We start from the raw sequence: 16,650 nt of genomic DNA on the forward strand, positions 1-16,650 counted from the left end.
GAGTTATTATGGATAGTAGTCTAAAGCTTAATGCATCATTTTATCGGAAAACCCTGAAGCTGTTGTCTTCTCCGGGACTGTTTTTTCGCGATTATTTTAATCGAAAATATCCTTTGGTATTGAATGAAATAAGATGCTCGATTGGAGAGGAAGCCATTCTTATTGAAAACGATCTGAATATAGAACGTAAAATTCAGGTCAATTTGCCAATAGATGTGGTATTCACGTGGGTAAATGATAAAGATCCAGTCTGGAAGGAAAGGTTCTATTATCATCAGCAACATCTGTATGAAGACGGTACGCAGTATAATTTTGACCCGGCTCGCTATAATAATAATAATGAAGTGATTTTTGCCATCAACAGCGTTATTACGTTTATGCCTTGGGTAAGGAAAGTTTTTATCGTCACCGATAATCAAGTTCCTGAAGCGCTTGAGGTTTCTGAAAAGGTAAAAGTTATCGATCACCGGGAAATTATTCCAGGCGAATTGTTGCCCACTTTCAATTCACATGTTATTGAGGCGCATTTACATAATATTCCGGGGCTGGCCGAACATTTTATCTATTTTAATGATGATGTTTTTGTTGCACGTCCGTTGCCCGCTAGTCATTTTTTTAAAGGGAATGGCCACGCTTCATTATTTTTAGCGGATAAAAGCCTCAGCGCGATGGCGCGCAAAGGGATAAGTACTCCCACTCTCTCTGCTTCATGCAAAGCGGTAGGGTTACTTACGGCTCGCTACGGGTTGGTCATTGATTCTCCTTTGGTCCATACCTATGTACCGCTACGTAAAAGCATGTTTACTCTCGCCTGGGAAGAATATAACGATGAGATCACCGCGTTTACCTCATCAAAATTCAGAACTAACAACGATCTTAATCTGGCGACCTTTTTAGTACCATGGCTGGCATACATTAAAGGATTGGCAACGCCGCAGCGGGATATTTGTCATTATTTTAATATTCGCTCGCCTGCTGCCAGAACACATTATGAAGCTTTGCTTAAAGCAAAAATGAACGGTAGTTCACCACACTCTTTTTGTGCCAACGACTTTTCTTCATCGAAGAATGCTTTGGCAAATTATCACGTTTTACTTGAGAAATTTTTAGATAGCTATTATGGAACTGGAAAAAAGAAATATGTTTAAAGGAAAGCTACGGAAGCTAATTAAAAAACCTGGGCTGTTTTTTAGTGATATGGCCGCCAACCAGCTGAGAAAGCTTGGTAAAGTCTACGTGAAGAAAGTAGAAGGCCATTATGAGTATACTGTCGTCTCTGCAGTCTATAACGTAGGCCGCTATTTGGATGATTTTTTTGCCAGTATTATCAGACAGAAACTGATTTTCAAAAAGCATATTCACCTGGTGATGGTAGATGACGGCTCAACTGATGATTCTGCTTTCATTATAAAGAAATGGCAAAAAAAGTACCCGGCTAATATTACGTATCTTTATCAAGAGAATGCTGGGCAGTCGTGCGCCAGAAATCTTGGCTTGCAGCACGTTAAAAGTGAATGGGTGACTTTTATTGATCCGGACGATTTTCTGGGACAGGATTATTTTTATAATGTTGACCGTTTTGTTTATAGTAATAGAAATCACGATATTAAACTGTTAGGCTGCAATATTATCTTTTATATTGAATCGAATGATATTTTTAAAGATGGTCATCCCTTAAGTTATCGTTTTAAAAAAGGGAATTACCTCATCCCTCTAAATGAGCTGGAAAAAGAAGTGCAGCTTTCTGCAAGTAGTGCCTTCTTTAAAAAAGATGATATTATAAATAATAATTTGTTATTTGATAGCCGCGTAAAGCCAAACTTTGAAGATGGACATTTTATTGCCAATTATCTTTTGAATTTGAATAACGGCTCTGTGGGTTTTTTGCGAGACAGTAAGTATTATTATCGTAAACGAGAGGATGGCTCTTCAACGCTGGATACCTCATGGACTAAGCCAGAACGTTTCCTTAATGTACCAGAATTCGGTTATCTAGATATGCTGCGAAAATTCAAGGAAGCTAAAGGGCATATTCCCGCTTATATTCAGAGGACCGTGCTATACGAAATGGTATGGTATATTAAGCATTTGGTAAATCATGGAGAGAAAACAGTTTTCCTAAGCAGTGACGCAACAAAAATATTTATTAATAATCTGAAGGAAATTTTCTCTTATCTTGATAAAAAAATAATTATGGACTTCGAGCTTGCTGGTGCGTGGTTTTTTCATAAAGCAGCTATGCTCTCTTTTTTCAAACAACAGCAGCCTGATTCCCAAATTGTTTACGTTGAAAGATACGATTCTTTCAAGCATATGGTACAGCTAAGATATTTTACTAACCCCGTAGGGCTCGAACAGATCTCATTGGATGGCAAGGATATTATCCCGGCTTACGCCAAAACTATTCGACATGACTTTATGGATGAAACATTGATTCTGGAGCGACGTTTATGGGTAGCGCTTGGCGATGCGCAAGAGATTAATATTAACGTTTCTCAGTTGCCTACGCGTCTATCATTAGGCGGAAAACAGAATAAGGAAGGCGTAAAGGTCGTTGATATCGTTCAGTACTTTTCTAGCCTTATACCACGCTATGAAATGAAAAAAGAGTATCATCAGGCATGGATCTTTATGGACAGAGATACTCAGGCGGATGATAATGCTGAACATCTTTATCGTTATGTGCGCGATAACTATCCTCAACAGAATATCTTTTTCGTCTTACAAAAATCGTCACATGACTGGCCTCGACTGGAGCAGGAAGGCTTTAAGCTACTGGAGTTTGGTTCTCAGGAACATAAGCTGGCGCTTGGATCCTGTAGCAAAGTGATTAGCTCTCACGCTAATCGCTACGTTACCAATTTGTTGGGTCCTAAAATGTTAGCCGGTAAACATTACATCTTTTTACAACATGGCGTTACTAAAGATGATATCTCTGGCTGGCTTAATAATAAGGAGGATATTAACTGTTTTGTCACTGCATCTCCCTATGAATACCACTCAATCCATGGAAATGGCAGTCGCTATTACTACACCAAAAAGGAAGTGGTGCTGACAGGCTTCCCGCGTCACGATAAATTGATTGTTAATGATAATAAAGAACGGTTGATAATTATTATGCCAACCTGGCGGCAGACTATTGTAGGGCCAGTAATTGGTGATGGGGAAGAGAGAGCGCTTAACCCATTCTTTATGCAAACGCAGTTCGCACAGTGTTGGTACAACATTTTACATTCCCCCTTGCTGCAAAAATATGCGGACAAATATGGTTTTAAAGTCGCATTCTTTCCTCATGCTAATATTCAGCCTTACTTGTCACAATTTAAGGTGCCCGATTACATAGAGATTATTACTCATGCGCAGGGTTCGATTCAGAACCTTTTCAAACGCGCCTCGCTAATGGTAACCGACTACTCATCAGTCGCTTTTGAGATGGCCGTACAAAACAAGCCGGTAATTTATTATCAGTTTGATGCAAAGGAGTGCTTTAGCGGCGCGCACATTTATTCGAAAGGCTATTTTGATTATCGCAAGCATGGCTTTGGCCCAGTAGTAGAGTCTGAAAAAGAACTTTTTAAAGAGCTCAACACGCTGTTGAAAAATAACGCGGTACCCTCCGCTAAAATTCTCAGGCGTATCAGCGATACGTTTCCTTTCCGCGATGGTCTTAACTGTGAACGTACTTATCAGGCTATTGCTTCGCTGGATAAGCCTTTACCCACTGGCTTCGCAGATGCGGAAATTTATCAGCAATATGCCATGCAGGCTGCAGAGGCCCGCCGCTGGGCGCTTGCAGAACAGCGTTGGCAAGCTTATCTGACGCTTGCGCTTACTCAGGAAGAAGAGGCGCAGGGTTATGCTGGCCTTACAGAAGCTCAGCGCAAACAAGGCAAACTTATCGATGCGCACAATTCAATCCATCGGTGGCAGGAACGATATCCGAAGCAATCTCATCCGATGTTATCTGCAAGCATGGCGCTGTTAGAAATGGCAGAACATCGCTGGCAGCAGGCCGCGTTTTACTGGCAAGAGGCAGGTCAGGCGCACATCGATAATACCCGTTATTGTTATAGCCTTTATCGTAGCGGCCAGATTTCCGTACTGGAAGCGTTGTGTAAAAAATCTCAGCCGGTAACGGGTTTTAGCTACGCTCGCTTTTGTTTGCTCCTCGCTAAGAAAAAATGGCAAGAAGGGGTTGCGTATGTTGAGGAACAGGCTGTTAATGTCACTTCGCAAGAGAGTCTGGATAATAAGCTTTTAATAACGCTTTCCTACTGCTACCAGCAAATGAATAAGCTAAACGATGCGCATCGTTTTTTGGCAACTTATGAACAGTATATTGAAAACGATCCTCAGTGCCGTTTAAAAATAGCCCGGCTGGCTTTTTTGCGGCAGAACTGGGAAAAAATCATTACACAATTAAATAAGGCCTGTTCCGATGTTGCTCACCTTCCAGATGAGCATGTTTATTACTATTTCATGGCGCTTCTTCGTACAGGGAAATATGGCGACCTTTATAATTATTATCAAAGATTGAATGCTGACATAAAAAACACTGCCAGCTTAGTGAAACTTTATGCTCAAGCCTGCCTTGCACTAAATAAGGTAACGGAAGTGTTTACGCTATTTGAAAAAATAGATAAACCAGATGATGAACTTTATCTTATTTATGCCAGCGCACTTAAGGATGCTGGCCGTTTTAATCAGGCGCTGGCAGTTGTTCGTCACAAGATTAGCCGATACACAAAAAAAGCTTGGATGTTAAGATGCGAGCTGGCCCAGCTAAGCGAACACTGGGATGAAGCCTACAATTGTTGGCTAAGTTTATTACGTCACTATCCACAAAATCTCCCAGAAAATGCCGCTGAAACATTGCAGAGCTTAAAATTATTAAGCGAGCTTTCAGTGAAGCAATCCGTTGAATAAAAATAATGTTATTGCCAAAAACAGGCGCTAATTTGCGTCTGTTTTTTTGAGGAGTTGATATGGTGGAACAAAAAGAAGTAATAAATGGAGTTCAGATTAAGTATAAATATAAACAAAGAAAATATGACGCGCGGCATATAATATTTATTTTTTGTGGGTTCGGCAGTGCCAGTATGTTTACTTATGATTTTGAAAATGCTTTACAGGATTGCCCGGCTCATGTTGTATGGATTAAAGATGATTTTAATGATTGCTGTGCTTATTATCTTTGTCAGAATATGGATTACAGCATTGAACAAGCCGTTATTACTTTTATCGAAAATATGTTGACGCGTTATGATCTGGATCGTTCGTGTTGTACGCTGGCTGGATTTTCTAAAGGCGGCAGTGCGGCATTGTATTATGGCCTTAAATACCATTTCATAAATATTATTTCAACTGTGCCGCAATTTCATATTGGTAGTTTTGCCAATCGGGAGTGGCCCCATGTTTTAAAGCATATGACTGGTACAGCAAATAAAAAATCCATTACTCTGCTGGATACATTATTGCCGCAACTATTACTTAACGATACTTTTTTAGAGAAGAATATCTATTTGTTGACGTCTGAGGCAGACTATCAATATGAAGGAGAGATAAAGCCTTATATCGATACTTTCAGGAAATATCATAATTTTAATATTTTTATGGCTACGTCTCAGCTGATAAGGGAACATAATCAAGTAACCTCTTATCATGTACCGCTACTGCTAGGGATTTTTTATTCCCTTTCCCAAGGGGCTGTCCCTCGCTATGGTGATTGTAAGCTTATTGCGGACAACACTTTATTTTCACGCCCGGTAAAGCCGCAGCCTGTCGCTCTTTTAAAGAGGATCGCTGTTACGGGTACGCTAATTTTTCCTGAAGGAATAGCCGTACTTAAGGGAGTAAGTTGTGGCGAATACCAGGATATACAAGTTGATCTGGTATTTAAAAATGAAGAGTTTGAAGAAGTGTTCCGAATAGCCAAAGCCCATCGTTCTATTCTGAGCAGACAGTTATACGCAGGAGGCTTCGTCAATTATGATAAAGGTTGGTTTTGTACGCCAAAATATCAAGGACTTAATTTACAAGGTCTTCCTGTGGGTCGTTATATTATCCTTTTGGATATTACCTGCCAGGAACACTATGCCCGTAAAGCATTAGAGGTCGATGCAGGCGCAGATAACAAATTACTTGCTTCAAGTGAATCTGTTGACGTGTACAGTCAAAATGGCCATGTCTATTTATGGAAGAAAAGTTAATAAGGCCAACGCGACTTGCTATAAAACACCGCATTTATCTGTGTGCTCGTTTTCAAATAAGCGTGAAACTTGCTAAACAGTTCGCCGTCGGGTTTGAAGTCTGACGTCCAGAACGCGTCCAGGTGCCCCTGAAAGGTTAAGCCGTCTATGTCATACATTGCGCGGCCCATGACCTTCAGGGGTTTTTTATGTACCAACGCAGAAATACCTGCGGTGCTGTTGATCGTCACTACGGCTCTGGCATGATGCAATAACTGCGGCATCGGTAGGTCGTGTACGTAAATTACCTTATCACTAACGCCGTAAATATCACTGAGCCGTTTAATTAACGGGCCATACATGCGGTGTCCACGATCCATCGGGTGATGCTTGATAACAAGGTGTTCGCGCAGCGGCGCGTTTTTGGCAAAAGAAGCGATAACCTCTTCAATATACTCCCTTACATCGCCATAGTTACTGTGGTGGCTTATCTGGCTGTCGTTATAAACCTGCAGAATCGCCAGGTAATAATGCTGACTAAGCTCGTTACTCATCCTCTTCAACACTTCCCTTTCCAGCAGCCTGTACCACTGTTTTCGCCAGCCGGCACGCCACCAGCAACGCGCTTCATACCAGGGAGAAAAACATTTGTGGTGCCGGTAATGAGGAAAATCATCGCGATGATAGCAGCCCATCAGATAATAAACGGCCGCATGCCAGCAACGCAGGAAAGCGGAGGCTTTGATCTCTTTGGCCTGCAAGGCGGGAAGATCGCTTAGATTGTGATAAAACATTGCATCCCGCGGTAATGAAGACCAGGCGTTAACGCCATTTTCTTCAAGCGTGATGTAATGTGGCCTCAGATAGCCCTCTTCAAACACCAAAAAACGCACCCCCCTTGCCTGCGACCACTGCCTGGCGGCCTGGTGCAGCGGGCGGCAATCGCCAAAGCAAATCACTGTATCAAAACGATATCCCTGCCAGGTTTCTTCCAGCCATTGCGGAAACTCTGCCGCTGTCTTTCGCCAGGCGTAAGCTTTTACTTTGCGGCAATAAAATTTATCGCCGCCGTTGAAAACTACGTTTACGGCTGTGCGTCCCTGCATTTCCAGCCACTGGGTAAGTTCGCTGAAAAAAGGCCCCATGGGTCCCTGTAGCAGTAAATAACGTTGTCCTGCAAGCAGGGTTTTCATGGCGTTGCTGTTCATGCTGGCGTTCCGTTGTTAGCGATGCTTTAGTGAGGTCAGAGCCAGCAGTTCGCGCAGCAGGCGCAGGTAACGAGCGAGCGGCACCTGTGAAGGGCGCGCCCTGGCTGTAGCGCAAATCAGATAATCCACCGCGTCCTCAACGGCGATAACTTTTTTGCTGATGGGGTGGATATAGGTGGGGTAGGCGATTAGCGCCTGGTAAACCAGCGCATCGAGCGTGAGCATTCGGGTGCGCCTGGGAGCGCTAAAAGCATCGGTGGTCAGCCCCCATCCGGCATAGAAAGGCAAACCGTAACAAAACACGCTTTTGCCGTGCAGCAGACCTTCAAAACCACAAAGAGACGTCATGGTATGGATTTCATTCGCCTGCCGGATGCAGTCGATAGTGTCCGCCTTTTCGGCGATGACATCCGCCCAGCGCAACGCTTCTCGCGGCGTGATAAGTCCGGGGCGATGACCGAAACAAACATCCGGGTGCGGTTTATAAACGATGAACGCATCAGGACGAGCCTGACGCACGGCGCGTAGCAGCGCCAGGTTAGTGGCGATACCCGGCGCGCCGGTTTGCAGAGAAGCGTCGTCTTCAACCTGGCCCGGCACCAGAACGACTGATTCTCTTTTTGCGTATTCAGGCAGCCGCCACGGCTCGCCGAAATTGTATTTACACAGGCGCGCCTGGGTAAGACGCAGGCGCAGGCGTTGCGCCCGTTCAGCTTCGGCCCGGGTAAGCTCGCTGTGTTGCAGCAGCGTCTCCAGGTCGCTTGGCCGGGTGGCGTCGTAGTAAATGCCTTGTTTATCCAGCACCAGCGAAAGCGGCGCGTGGAGTTCGCTGCCAAGGCCGACCGAGCGCAGAAAACCATCTTCCATACGCCAAACAGGCAGTCGCCGAGTTCTGGCCGCGCTTTCCCATCGTTGCTCGCCTTTCGTGCCCCAGACCACGCAGGCGGTCGTTTGCGGCCTGGCTTTGGTAAAACTCAGCCCGGAAAAAGGCGTTTTTAAAAAAGGCGCTAGAATCGCCCGTTTCCAAAGGGTTAAGCCGGGCGCCCACAGTTCGCCAGCGCGCGTTGCGCAAAACTGTCGCTGACGTTGCAGATAATCAATGACGTCAAACAATGTACCGGGGCGGCCCGTAAGCGGATGGATGTAACGGCTGTAACGTAAGTAGGCGGCTACGAAAAGATGCTCCAGCGGCGCAGGCTGTCGGCGAGCGGCGAGTGTGGCGGCCTGCGGATGGCGGTCGTCCGTTAGGCCCCAACCCGCGTACCAGGGTTGTCCAAAGCAAACTACAGGCTTACCGGCAAGCAAAGCCTCAAAACCATAGTGCGAAGTCACAACATATACGCGCTGCACATGGCGAAGCAGCGAAAGCGGCGCGACCTCTTCGGCAATAATGCGTACCCGCGGGTGCGCCTCGAGCCCTGTCAGATAGCCTGTTTTTTTACCGCACAGAACATCCGGATGTATTTTTACCCAAACCTTCGACTGCGGGTTTTCCGCCAGCGCAGCCTCCAGCATCCGCCTGAAAGAAAGCGCATCAGCGTTGCCGTAGCGTACGGCCATGTCGTTGCGAGTCTGATCGACTACCAGCACCGCTTCTTCGATATTTTCGGCACGAAAGGCAGGCGCGTGGTTATATTTCGAAAGCTGATGCTCGAGGATAAGGCTGATAGCTTGCTTCGCCTCGGCGATGCGCAACTGGTTGCCCGTATTATCCTGAACTAAGCGCTCAAGCGTGGAAGGACGGCGAGCGTCGTAATAAATTCCCTCTTCATCCATAACCAGCGCGAGCGGCGCTTCCCCTGTAACTCCAGGGCGCAGCGAGCGAATAAACCCATCTTCAAGACGAATGACAGGCAGGTTGGCAAGACGACTTTTTTTCACAGCCCGTGCTGTGCCCGGTCGATAACCCCATACCGCGATGGCATGAATATCTTCGGGTAAATGCCTGTGTAAACAGAGTTTCCGACATGCCGTAAGAAGGAAACTGTCGAGATGGGGGATGCGCCAAATCCCCCTCGAGTAAATGCCTGTCGCCATAAAAGTATCTGATTACAACGTCAAAATAACTTTAGCGGCAACGGCTAACTGATAAAGAATGGTGGAAATACCGCGAGAAACTTCGAGGTTTTTAGTCTCGTATTTCGGCAGTACCATCAGTTCATCGCCAGGCTGCATATCATCTACATCATCAGCGTCCAGCGCTGCGCCATTCTGGCGGATCACAATGACTTTGGCATTACCCGACTTCTGCGTCATGCCGCCGCATTTATCGATATAATCCTGTGGATCCAGGCCCTTCTGCCAGCTAATGGCGTTCGGAAAGAGCACCTCGCCATGCACCATCACCAGTGACGTTTTCTCGGGAATCGTTATCACATCGCCATCTTCCAGCAGTACCTGGTCGAGGTTGCTTTCGTTAAGAACAACTTCGCCTTTGGGCACCACCGTGCGCGCTTTAGCGACAAAGCGGCTGACAAGCTGCGCTTCCTGCATGCGCAGACGCGCCTCTTCCTGCGTAGAGGACTGGGCGGAGAGTGAGGCTTGCTCTAGTTTCTGCAAGGCGATATCCAGCATCTCTTTCTGCCGTATGGCGACCGATTTACGGTAAAGCTGGATGGCGCCAAGTTGCGACATCGCGTTCGGGCGGATCTTTGTCAGCACCTGACGCATAGAGGCGCCATAAGGCAACACCATGGCATGCTCGCCGGAGTGCGCCCCTTCGATCCTCACCTGAATCGTCCCCGCATAACGGTCGGAGCTTAGCACCATTCTGTCACCGTCATGCAACGTCCGCCCTGCCGCGCTGCTGATAGGGAAATACTCGCTCTGCTTCATCGCGCCTTGCTGGCGAATCAGGGTAACGTGCGTAGCGCCGGGTTTCGGCCGCGCCCATTTCAACGCCTCAGTAACCGGAATGGCGCCATCTTCAAACTCAAAGTCATAGCCGTTAAAGACGTCCCCTTCAACGCTGAAAGTATGCTGGCGCGGACCGACTACGATGGTGTCGCCCTCGGAAAATTGAGAAAGACCAAGGCTGCCGTTGAGCAGGAAATCATACAGGTTGACGTGCGAACGTACCTTCTGGCCGCGCTTGACGGTGATATCTACATAGCTGCCGCGCTCACTGTCCACGCCGCCTGCTTTATTCAGGTACGAAAGCAGGGAATCGGAAGCGACGCCGCCGTACAGCCCCGGGGTACGAACATAGCCTGTGACGAACACCTTCACCGGCTGCGCCTGCAGGAGCGACGCGTAGACATTAACGTTCGCCTGATAGACTTCTTTTACCCGGTTAGTCACCAGCGTATTGAGCTGGCCGTTAGTGATGCCGGCGACCTTCAGCGGCCCCACATTAGGCAGGAATATATTGCCTTTCGGATCGACGGTCAGCGTGCCGTCGTAAACGAACGCGCCCCACAGACGCACTTGCACGGTGTCGCCAAGGCCAATGATGTAGTTAGGGTTGAAACCGATGCCCGCTCCGCTGTCCGCGCCAGGCGCCGTAAAAAGCTGTGCGCCGAACATACGGCTCAAAGGCGCGGGCGCTATTGGAGCAGGGGTATTATCAAACCCTTCGGTATTGGTCGGGGCAGTCGGTGCGACCAGGGGCGCCGGGAAGGACGCAGCACCAGTCAGGGCTGGATCTGCCGTGAGATCGACTGCGTTGACGCTGGTAGCCGTCAGCAGCAGGAAAAGCGTCCCGGTTTTACGTAATTTCATAACTATCTCTGAAAAATTCAGTTTCTGTGATCGTCCACAATGGACAGTAAAAGCTTGAGGGTGCCGTAAAGCAGGCCGCAGACGAAAAGCCAGCTTGCCAGCAGCCAGGGCACATCCGGAAAGCGAGGCTGCTGGGGCAGTTGCGGCGAGCTGATAACCGAAAGGCTTTTTAACTTGCGCGCGGCTTCAACGCGGGTTTTTTCAATGGCCGTCAGCGCAAGGCGATAAAGGTCGGTATCAAAGGCGACTTTAGATTTCAGTTCGTCGAAATCCGCCGCCATACGGTTGAGTTTGTCGCCTTCCGGCGCGGTAATGTTGCGCTGCTCTTTTGCAATCTGCGCCTCGACAGACGCAAGCGCGTTTTTAGCGGTAACGACCTGCGGGGCATCTTCACGCAGATAGGTGAGCAGGTTGCGCAGTTCGGTTTCGAGCTTAATTTTCTGCTCGGTCAGATTGTTTACCAGCGTATTGGCCGCCAGCGCCGTCGCCTGCGGGTCCAGCACGTTCTTGCTGTTCTGGTAAGCGAGCAGGGCGCCTTTGCTTCGGTTCAGCCGCTCGCCCGCCCGGGCCAGCTCCTCTTCCGAGAAACGCTGCTGATCGCGCGCGATGCGATGCGAAAGCTCGTTGATAAAGCGCTCCGCCTCTTTTAGCGCCGCCTGGTTGAAGCGCAGGGCGAACTCGGGTGTAAACCCCTGGGTTTGAATGGTCAACAGGCCATTTTTGTTATTAAAATTAATGGTGATGCGGTGGCGGTAGTAATCAAGAAACTCCTCCGCCGTGGCATTCCGTGAAAGATGATAGAAAAGATCTAAGCCGCTTTCGCCAAAGGCTTTTTTAAAGTCGAGCTGCTTATCGAGAATGGACAGCATATCCGGCGAATGCAGATATTCTTTCAGATAGAGCGCATCTTCAGCGGAGCTGGGATTCGATGCGCCCATCAGCAAACCGATATTTAAGCTGGCGTTATCGATATCGCTAGCCCGCTTAATGGCGACCTGGGATTCGCTTAAGTACCGCGGTTGGCTGAAAATTATTAAGTAAAGCAACAGCAAAGCCATGGGGATTAAAATAATTACCCGGCCCGTATAGTGTTGCAAAACAGCAAATATTGCCGATAAGCCTTTTTTAAAAAGCCCGGCTAATGAAGCGGTCAATTTTTTAATGCGCATACGACTGTTGTGACTCGATTGCGGTAATGTCGAGAGGTGCTCTGCTATTAGCACACCAGTAACGTATAAATGGGTGTGCTAACCGGTCAAATTTGGAACACCATCGGCCTTGATGAACGCTACTGGCAGCACGTTTTAACAACGCCCTGAAGCGGCTATCCCTGTTTTGTTCCTGTTATGGCTAAGGCTTATCACGAAGTGGCAATAGCGCGCTTCTGACCCAGCGAGGAAGTAAGAAAAAACTATAATGGCTCGTCTGTTTTTAGTCGAGAGAACAGATCGTACAGAAAGGACAGGCGTATAATATAAGTGTGTTATTTTAGAAAAATATAAAACAAAGATGTTTAATAGGTGGGGAAATAATTGAATGCTGCTTTCTTTAATTGAAATTAAATTAACTAATTATTAAAAATAAATATCCAGATAAAATAAAACAGATGAAAAAATGGCCTTCGCAGGGAAGGCCATTGCGCTTTATTTCGCGATACGTTTGTACTTAATACGCTTCGGCTCCAGCGCTTCCGCGCCCAGCGTGCGTTTTTTGTACTCTTCGTATTCGGTGAAGTTACCTTCGAAGAATTCCACTTTACCTTCATCCTGGTAATCCAGAATATGGGTGGCGATACGGTCAAGGAACCAGCGGTCATGCGAGATAACCATCGCGCAGCCCGGGAACTCCAGCAGGGCGTTTTCCAGCGCGCGCAGGGTTTCGATATCCAGGTCGTTGGTCGGTTCATCAAGCAGCAGCATGTTGCCGCCAACCTGCAGCAGCTTCGCCAGGTGCAGACGACCGCGCTCACCGCCGGAAAGCTCGCCAACGCGTTTACCCTGGTCTACGCCTTTGAAGTTAAAGCGACCGACGTAAGCGCGGCTCGGCATCTCGGTATTGCCGATCTTCATGATATCCAGCCCGCCGGAAACCTCTTCCCAGACGGTTTTGCTGTTGTCCATCGCGTCACGGAACTGATCAACGGAGGCGAGCTTCACGGTTTCGCCAAGGGTAATGGTACCGCTGTCAGGCTGTTCCTGCCCGGACATCATACGGAACAGCGTGGATTTACCCGCGCCGTTCGGACCGATGATGCCGACAATCGCGCCTTTCGGTACGGAGAAGCTCAGGTCGTCAATCAGCACGCGGTCGCCGTAAGATTTTCGCAGGTTGCTAACTTCAACCACTTTATCGCCCAGACGCGGTCCCGGCGGAATAAAGAGCTCGTTGGTCTCGTTACGTTTCTGGTATTCGACGTTGTTAAGCTCTTCAAAGCGGGCCAGACGCGCTTTGCCTTTAGACTGACGGCCTTTGGCGCCCTGACGCACCCACTCCAGCTCTTTCTCAATGGATTTACGGCGAGCCGCTTCCTGAGACGCTTCCTGCGCCAGACGCTGATCTTTCTGCTCAAGCCAGGAGGAGTAGTTGCCTTCCCACGGAATGCCTTCGCCGCGGTCAAGCTCAAGGATCCAGCCTGCTACGTTGTCGAGGAAGTAGCGGTCGTGGGTGATAGCCACCACGGTGCCTTCGAAATCATGCAGGAAGCGCTCCAGCCAGGCGACGGATTCGGCGTCCAGGTGGTTGGTCGGTTCGTCGAGCAGCAGCATGTCCGGCTTTTCCAGCAGCAAGCGGCAGAGCGCGACGCGGCGGCGTTCGCCACCGGAGAGATTGCCTACCTTCGCGTCCCAGTCCGGCAGGCGCAGCGCGTCTGCGGCGCGCTCCAGCTGCATGTTCAGATTGTGGCCGTCGTGAGCCTGGATGATCTCTTCCAGTTTGCCCTGTTCGGCGGCGAGCTTGTCGAAATCCGCATCCGGGTCCGCATACAGCGCATAAACTTCATCCAGACGCTTAAGCGCGTTCACCACTTCGGAAACGGCTTCTTCGATAGATTCGCGAACGGTATGTTCGGTATTGAGCTGCGGCTCCTGCGGCAGGTAGCCAATCTTGATGCCAGGCTGCGGACGCGCTTCGCCTTCGATATCTTTATCGATGCCAGCCATAATGCGCAGCAGGGTAGATTTACCGGCGCCGTTTAAGCCCAGCACGCCGATTTTAGCGCCCGGGAAAAAGCTCAGAGAGATATTCTTCAGAATATGTCGCTTCGGCGGAACCACTTTGCCGACGCGATGCATGGTATAAACGAATTGAGCCACGTTGCGACTTCGCCTCTTTTATCGTGATAAAGGTGTTTCCCAACTGCGGAGTGTAGCCTTTTTCCGTCGCTAATCCCAGCCAACAAGGCGTGCGCAAGCGCCCGGCGTGCAGGAGCGTGAGATGGGTAAAAAAGTGTCTGTAACGTGGCGCAACCGCACCACCCTGGTTAGCATGAAGTAATCGCCTTATCAAAGCGGCAAGATGCTGCGATGCCATTTCACTGTGAGGAGTTGTTGTGGGGAAAGCCAAACAGGTTGCCTGGCGGCTGTTAACGGCAGGGATGTGCCTGCTTTCGCTAAGCCAGGCTGCACGCGCTGATTCGCTGGATGAACAGCGCAGCCGTTATGCGCAAATCAAACAAGCATGGGATAACCGACAGATGGATGTGGTGCAGCAGTTGATGCCCACGCTGCAGAATTATCCTCTCTATCCTTATTTGCAATATCGCCAGCTCAGCGATGATTTAATGAATCAGCCTTCGCTGACTGTTAGCCAGTTTATTCAGGCTAACCCGACGCTGCCGCCTTCGCGCACGCTGAAATCGCGTTTTGTGAATGAGCTGGCGCGACGTGAAGACTGGCGTGGGTTACTTGCCTTCAGCCCTGAGCCGCCTGGCAGCACCGAGGCTCAATGCAACTACTACTACGCGAAATGGAACACCGGCGATGCGCAATCCGCCTGGGAAGGGGCGAAAACCCTCTGGCTGACCGGTAAAAATCTGCCGGACGCCTGCGACCGCCTCTTCTCTGTATGGCGCAGTTCCGGAACCCAGGATCCGCTCGCTTATCTGGAGCGTATCCGGCTGGCGATGAAAGCAGGCAATACCCGCCTGGTGAATACGCTGGCGAACCAGCTGCCCGCCGATTACCAGACTGTCTCCAGCGCGCTGGTGAGCCTCGCCAACGATCCCAACAGCGTGATGACTTTCGCTCGCAGCGTCGGCGCTACCGATTTTACGCGCCAGATGGCGGCCGTGGCGTTCGCAAGCGTGGCGCGTCAGGATGCGGAAAACGCGAGGCTGATGATCCCTTCGCTTGCGCAGGCGCAACAGCTTAACGAGGATCAAACTCAGGAACTAAAAGAGATTGTGGCGTGGCGCCTGATGGGCAACGACATCACCAGTGAACAGGCGCGCTGGCGCGACGATGTGATTATGCGTTCGCAATCCACTTCGCTTATCGAACGCCGCATTCGTATCGCGCTTGGCGCAGGCGATCGCAACGGGCTAAACACCTGGCTTGCGCGTTTGCCGATGGAGGCGAAAGAGAAAGACGAATGGCGCTACTGGCAGGCGGATCTATTGCTGGAGCGCGGACGTGACGACGAGGCGAAAACCATCCTGCATTCGCTGATGCAGCAGCGTGGTTTCTACCCGATGGCGGCGGCCCAGCGGCTGAATGAAGATTATCCGTTGCGCGTCGATAAAGCGCCTGCGGTTAACGCCGCGCTCTTTCAGGGACCGGAAATGGCCCGCGTGCGCGAGCTGATGTACTGGAACATGGATAACACGGCGCGCAGCGAATGGGCGAACCTGATTACCAGCCGTCCGAAGCAGGAGCAGGCGGCGCTGGCGCGTTACGCTTTTGATCAGCGCTGGTGGGACCTCAGCGTGCAGGCGACCATAGCCGGTAAACTTTGGGATCAACTGGAAGAGCGTTTCCCGCTGGCGTACAAAGATCTGTTCGCCCGCTACGTCAGCGATAAAGCGGTTACGGCAAGCTACGCTATGGCGATAGCGCGCCAGGAGAGCGCCTGGAACCCGAAAGTCCGCTCGCCAGTGGGCGCGTCGGGGCTGATGCAAATCATGCCCGGCACCGCAACCCATACGGTGAAGATGTTTAATATTCCCGGCTATAGCAACGTAGGCCAGCTGCTGGAACCGGAAACCAATATCAACATCGGCACCAGCTACCTGCAGTATGTTTATCAGCAGTTCGGCAACAACCGCATTCTGACTTCAGCGGGTTATAACGCGGGTCCCGGGCGGGTGCGCACCTGGCTTGGCAACAGCGCGGCGCGCATTGACGCGGTGGCCTTTGTTGAAAGCATTCCGTTCTCGGAAACGCGCGGCTACGTGAAAAATGTGCTGGCTTACGACGCCTATTATCGCTATTTCATGGGCGATAAACCGGTGCTGATGACCGACGCGGAATGGCAGCGCCGTTACTGATCCTCTCCGCTTTGTGCTATGCTGCCGTACTAGTTAAAGAGTATGGCAGCTT

The 16,650-nt window shown here is 49.4% G+C and carries 9 protein-coding genes; 4 read left to right on the forward strand and 5 right to left on the reverse strand.

From position 1 onward, the window contains the following. The first annotated feature begins 8 nt into the window (after positions 1 to 8). Genes ACU4F7_RS03225 through ACU4F7_RS03235 form a run of 3 tightly spaced genes read left to right on the forward strand, consistent with a single transcriptional unit; the run spans position 9 to position 6,209 of the window. The gene (locus ACU4F7_RS03225) at positions 9 to 1,148 is read left to right on the forward strand and encodes a Stealth CR1 domain-containing protein (RefSeq protein WP_481638024.1); all 1,140 of its coding nucleotides are present in this window, start codon (positions 9 to 11) and stop codon (positions 1,146 to 1,148) included. Continuing rightward, entirely contained in the window at positions 1,141 to 4,926 is a 3,786-nt protein-coding gene (locus tag ACU4F7_RS03230; RefSeq protein WP_481638688.1) for a CDP-glycerol glycerophosphotransferase family protein, read from the forward strand. The genes ACU4F7_RS03225 and ACU4F7_RS03230 overlap by 8 nt, the downstream gene beginning before the upstream one ends. 59 nt (positions 4,927 to 4,985) lie before the next feature. Further along, the gene (locus tag ACU4F7_RS03235) at positions 4,986 to 6,209 is read left to right on the forward strand and encodes an alpha/beta hydrolase (RefSeq protein WP_481638025.1); all 1,224 of its coding nucleotides are present in this window, start codon (positions 4,986 to 4,988) and stop codon (positions 6,207 to 6,209) included. On the opposite strand, the gene ACU4F7_RS03240 is transcribed toward ACU4F7_RS03235, so the two are convergent. The 5 genes from ACU4F7_RS03240 to ettA all read right to left on the reverse strand — a co-directional run bounded on the left by ACU4F7_RS03240 (position 6,206) and on the right by ettA (position 14,427). After that, positions 6,206 to 7,396, reverse strand: a complete 1,191-nt coding sequence (locus ACU4F7_RS03240) for a capsule biosynthesis protein (protein WP_481638026.1) — start codon at positions 7,394 to 7,396, stop codon at positions 6,206 to 6,208. The genes ACU4F7_RS03235 and ACU4F7_RS03240 overlap by 4 nt on opposite strands. A gap of 15 nt (positions 7,397 to 7,411) precedes the next feature. Next, on the reverse strand, positions 7,412 to 9,433 hold the full coding sequence (locus tag ACU4F7_RS03245) for a capsular polysaccharide biosynthesis protein (RefSeq protein ID WP_029591271.1): 2,022 nt from the start codon (positions 9,431 to 9,433) through the stop codon (positions 7,412 to 7,414). Positions 9,434 to 9,445: 12 nt separating this feature from the next. Next, on the reverse strand, positions 9,446 to 11,116 hold the full coding sequence (locus ACU4F7_RS03250; protein ID WP_029591270.1) for a polysaccharide biosynthesis/export family protein: 1,671 nt from the start codon (positions 11,114 to 11,116) through the stop codon (positions 9,446 to 9,448). 17 nt (positions 11,117 to 11,133) lie between these two features. Further along, complete coding sequence (locus tag ACU4F7_RS03255; RefSeq protein WP_414842468.1) at positions 11,134 to 12,174, reverse strand: capsule biosynthesis protein; 1,041 nt, start codon at positions 12,172 to 12,174, stop codon at positions 11,134 to 11,136. Positions 12,175 to 12,759: 585 nt separating this feature from the next. After that, positions 12,760 to 14,427, reverse strand: coding sequence for an energy-dependent translational throttle protein EttA (gene ettA, locus ACU4F7_RS03260; protein ID WP_024556395.1), 1,668 nt, complete (start codon positions 14,425 to 14,427; stop codon positions 12,760 to 12,762). A gap of 236 nt (positions 14,428 to 14,663) precedes the next feature. Between ettA and sltY the strand changes: the two genes are divergently transcribed. Beyond that, a complete protein-coding gene (sltY, locus tag ACU4F7_RS03265; protein WP_481638027.1) occupies positions 14,664 to 16,598 on the forward strand; it encodes a murein transglycosylase in 1,935 nt (644 codons plus the stop codon). The last annotated feature ends 52 nt before the right edge of the window (positions 16,599 to 16,650 follow it).

The organism is Franconibacter pulveris (assembly GCF_056780215.1).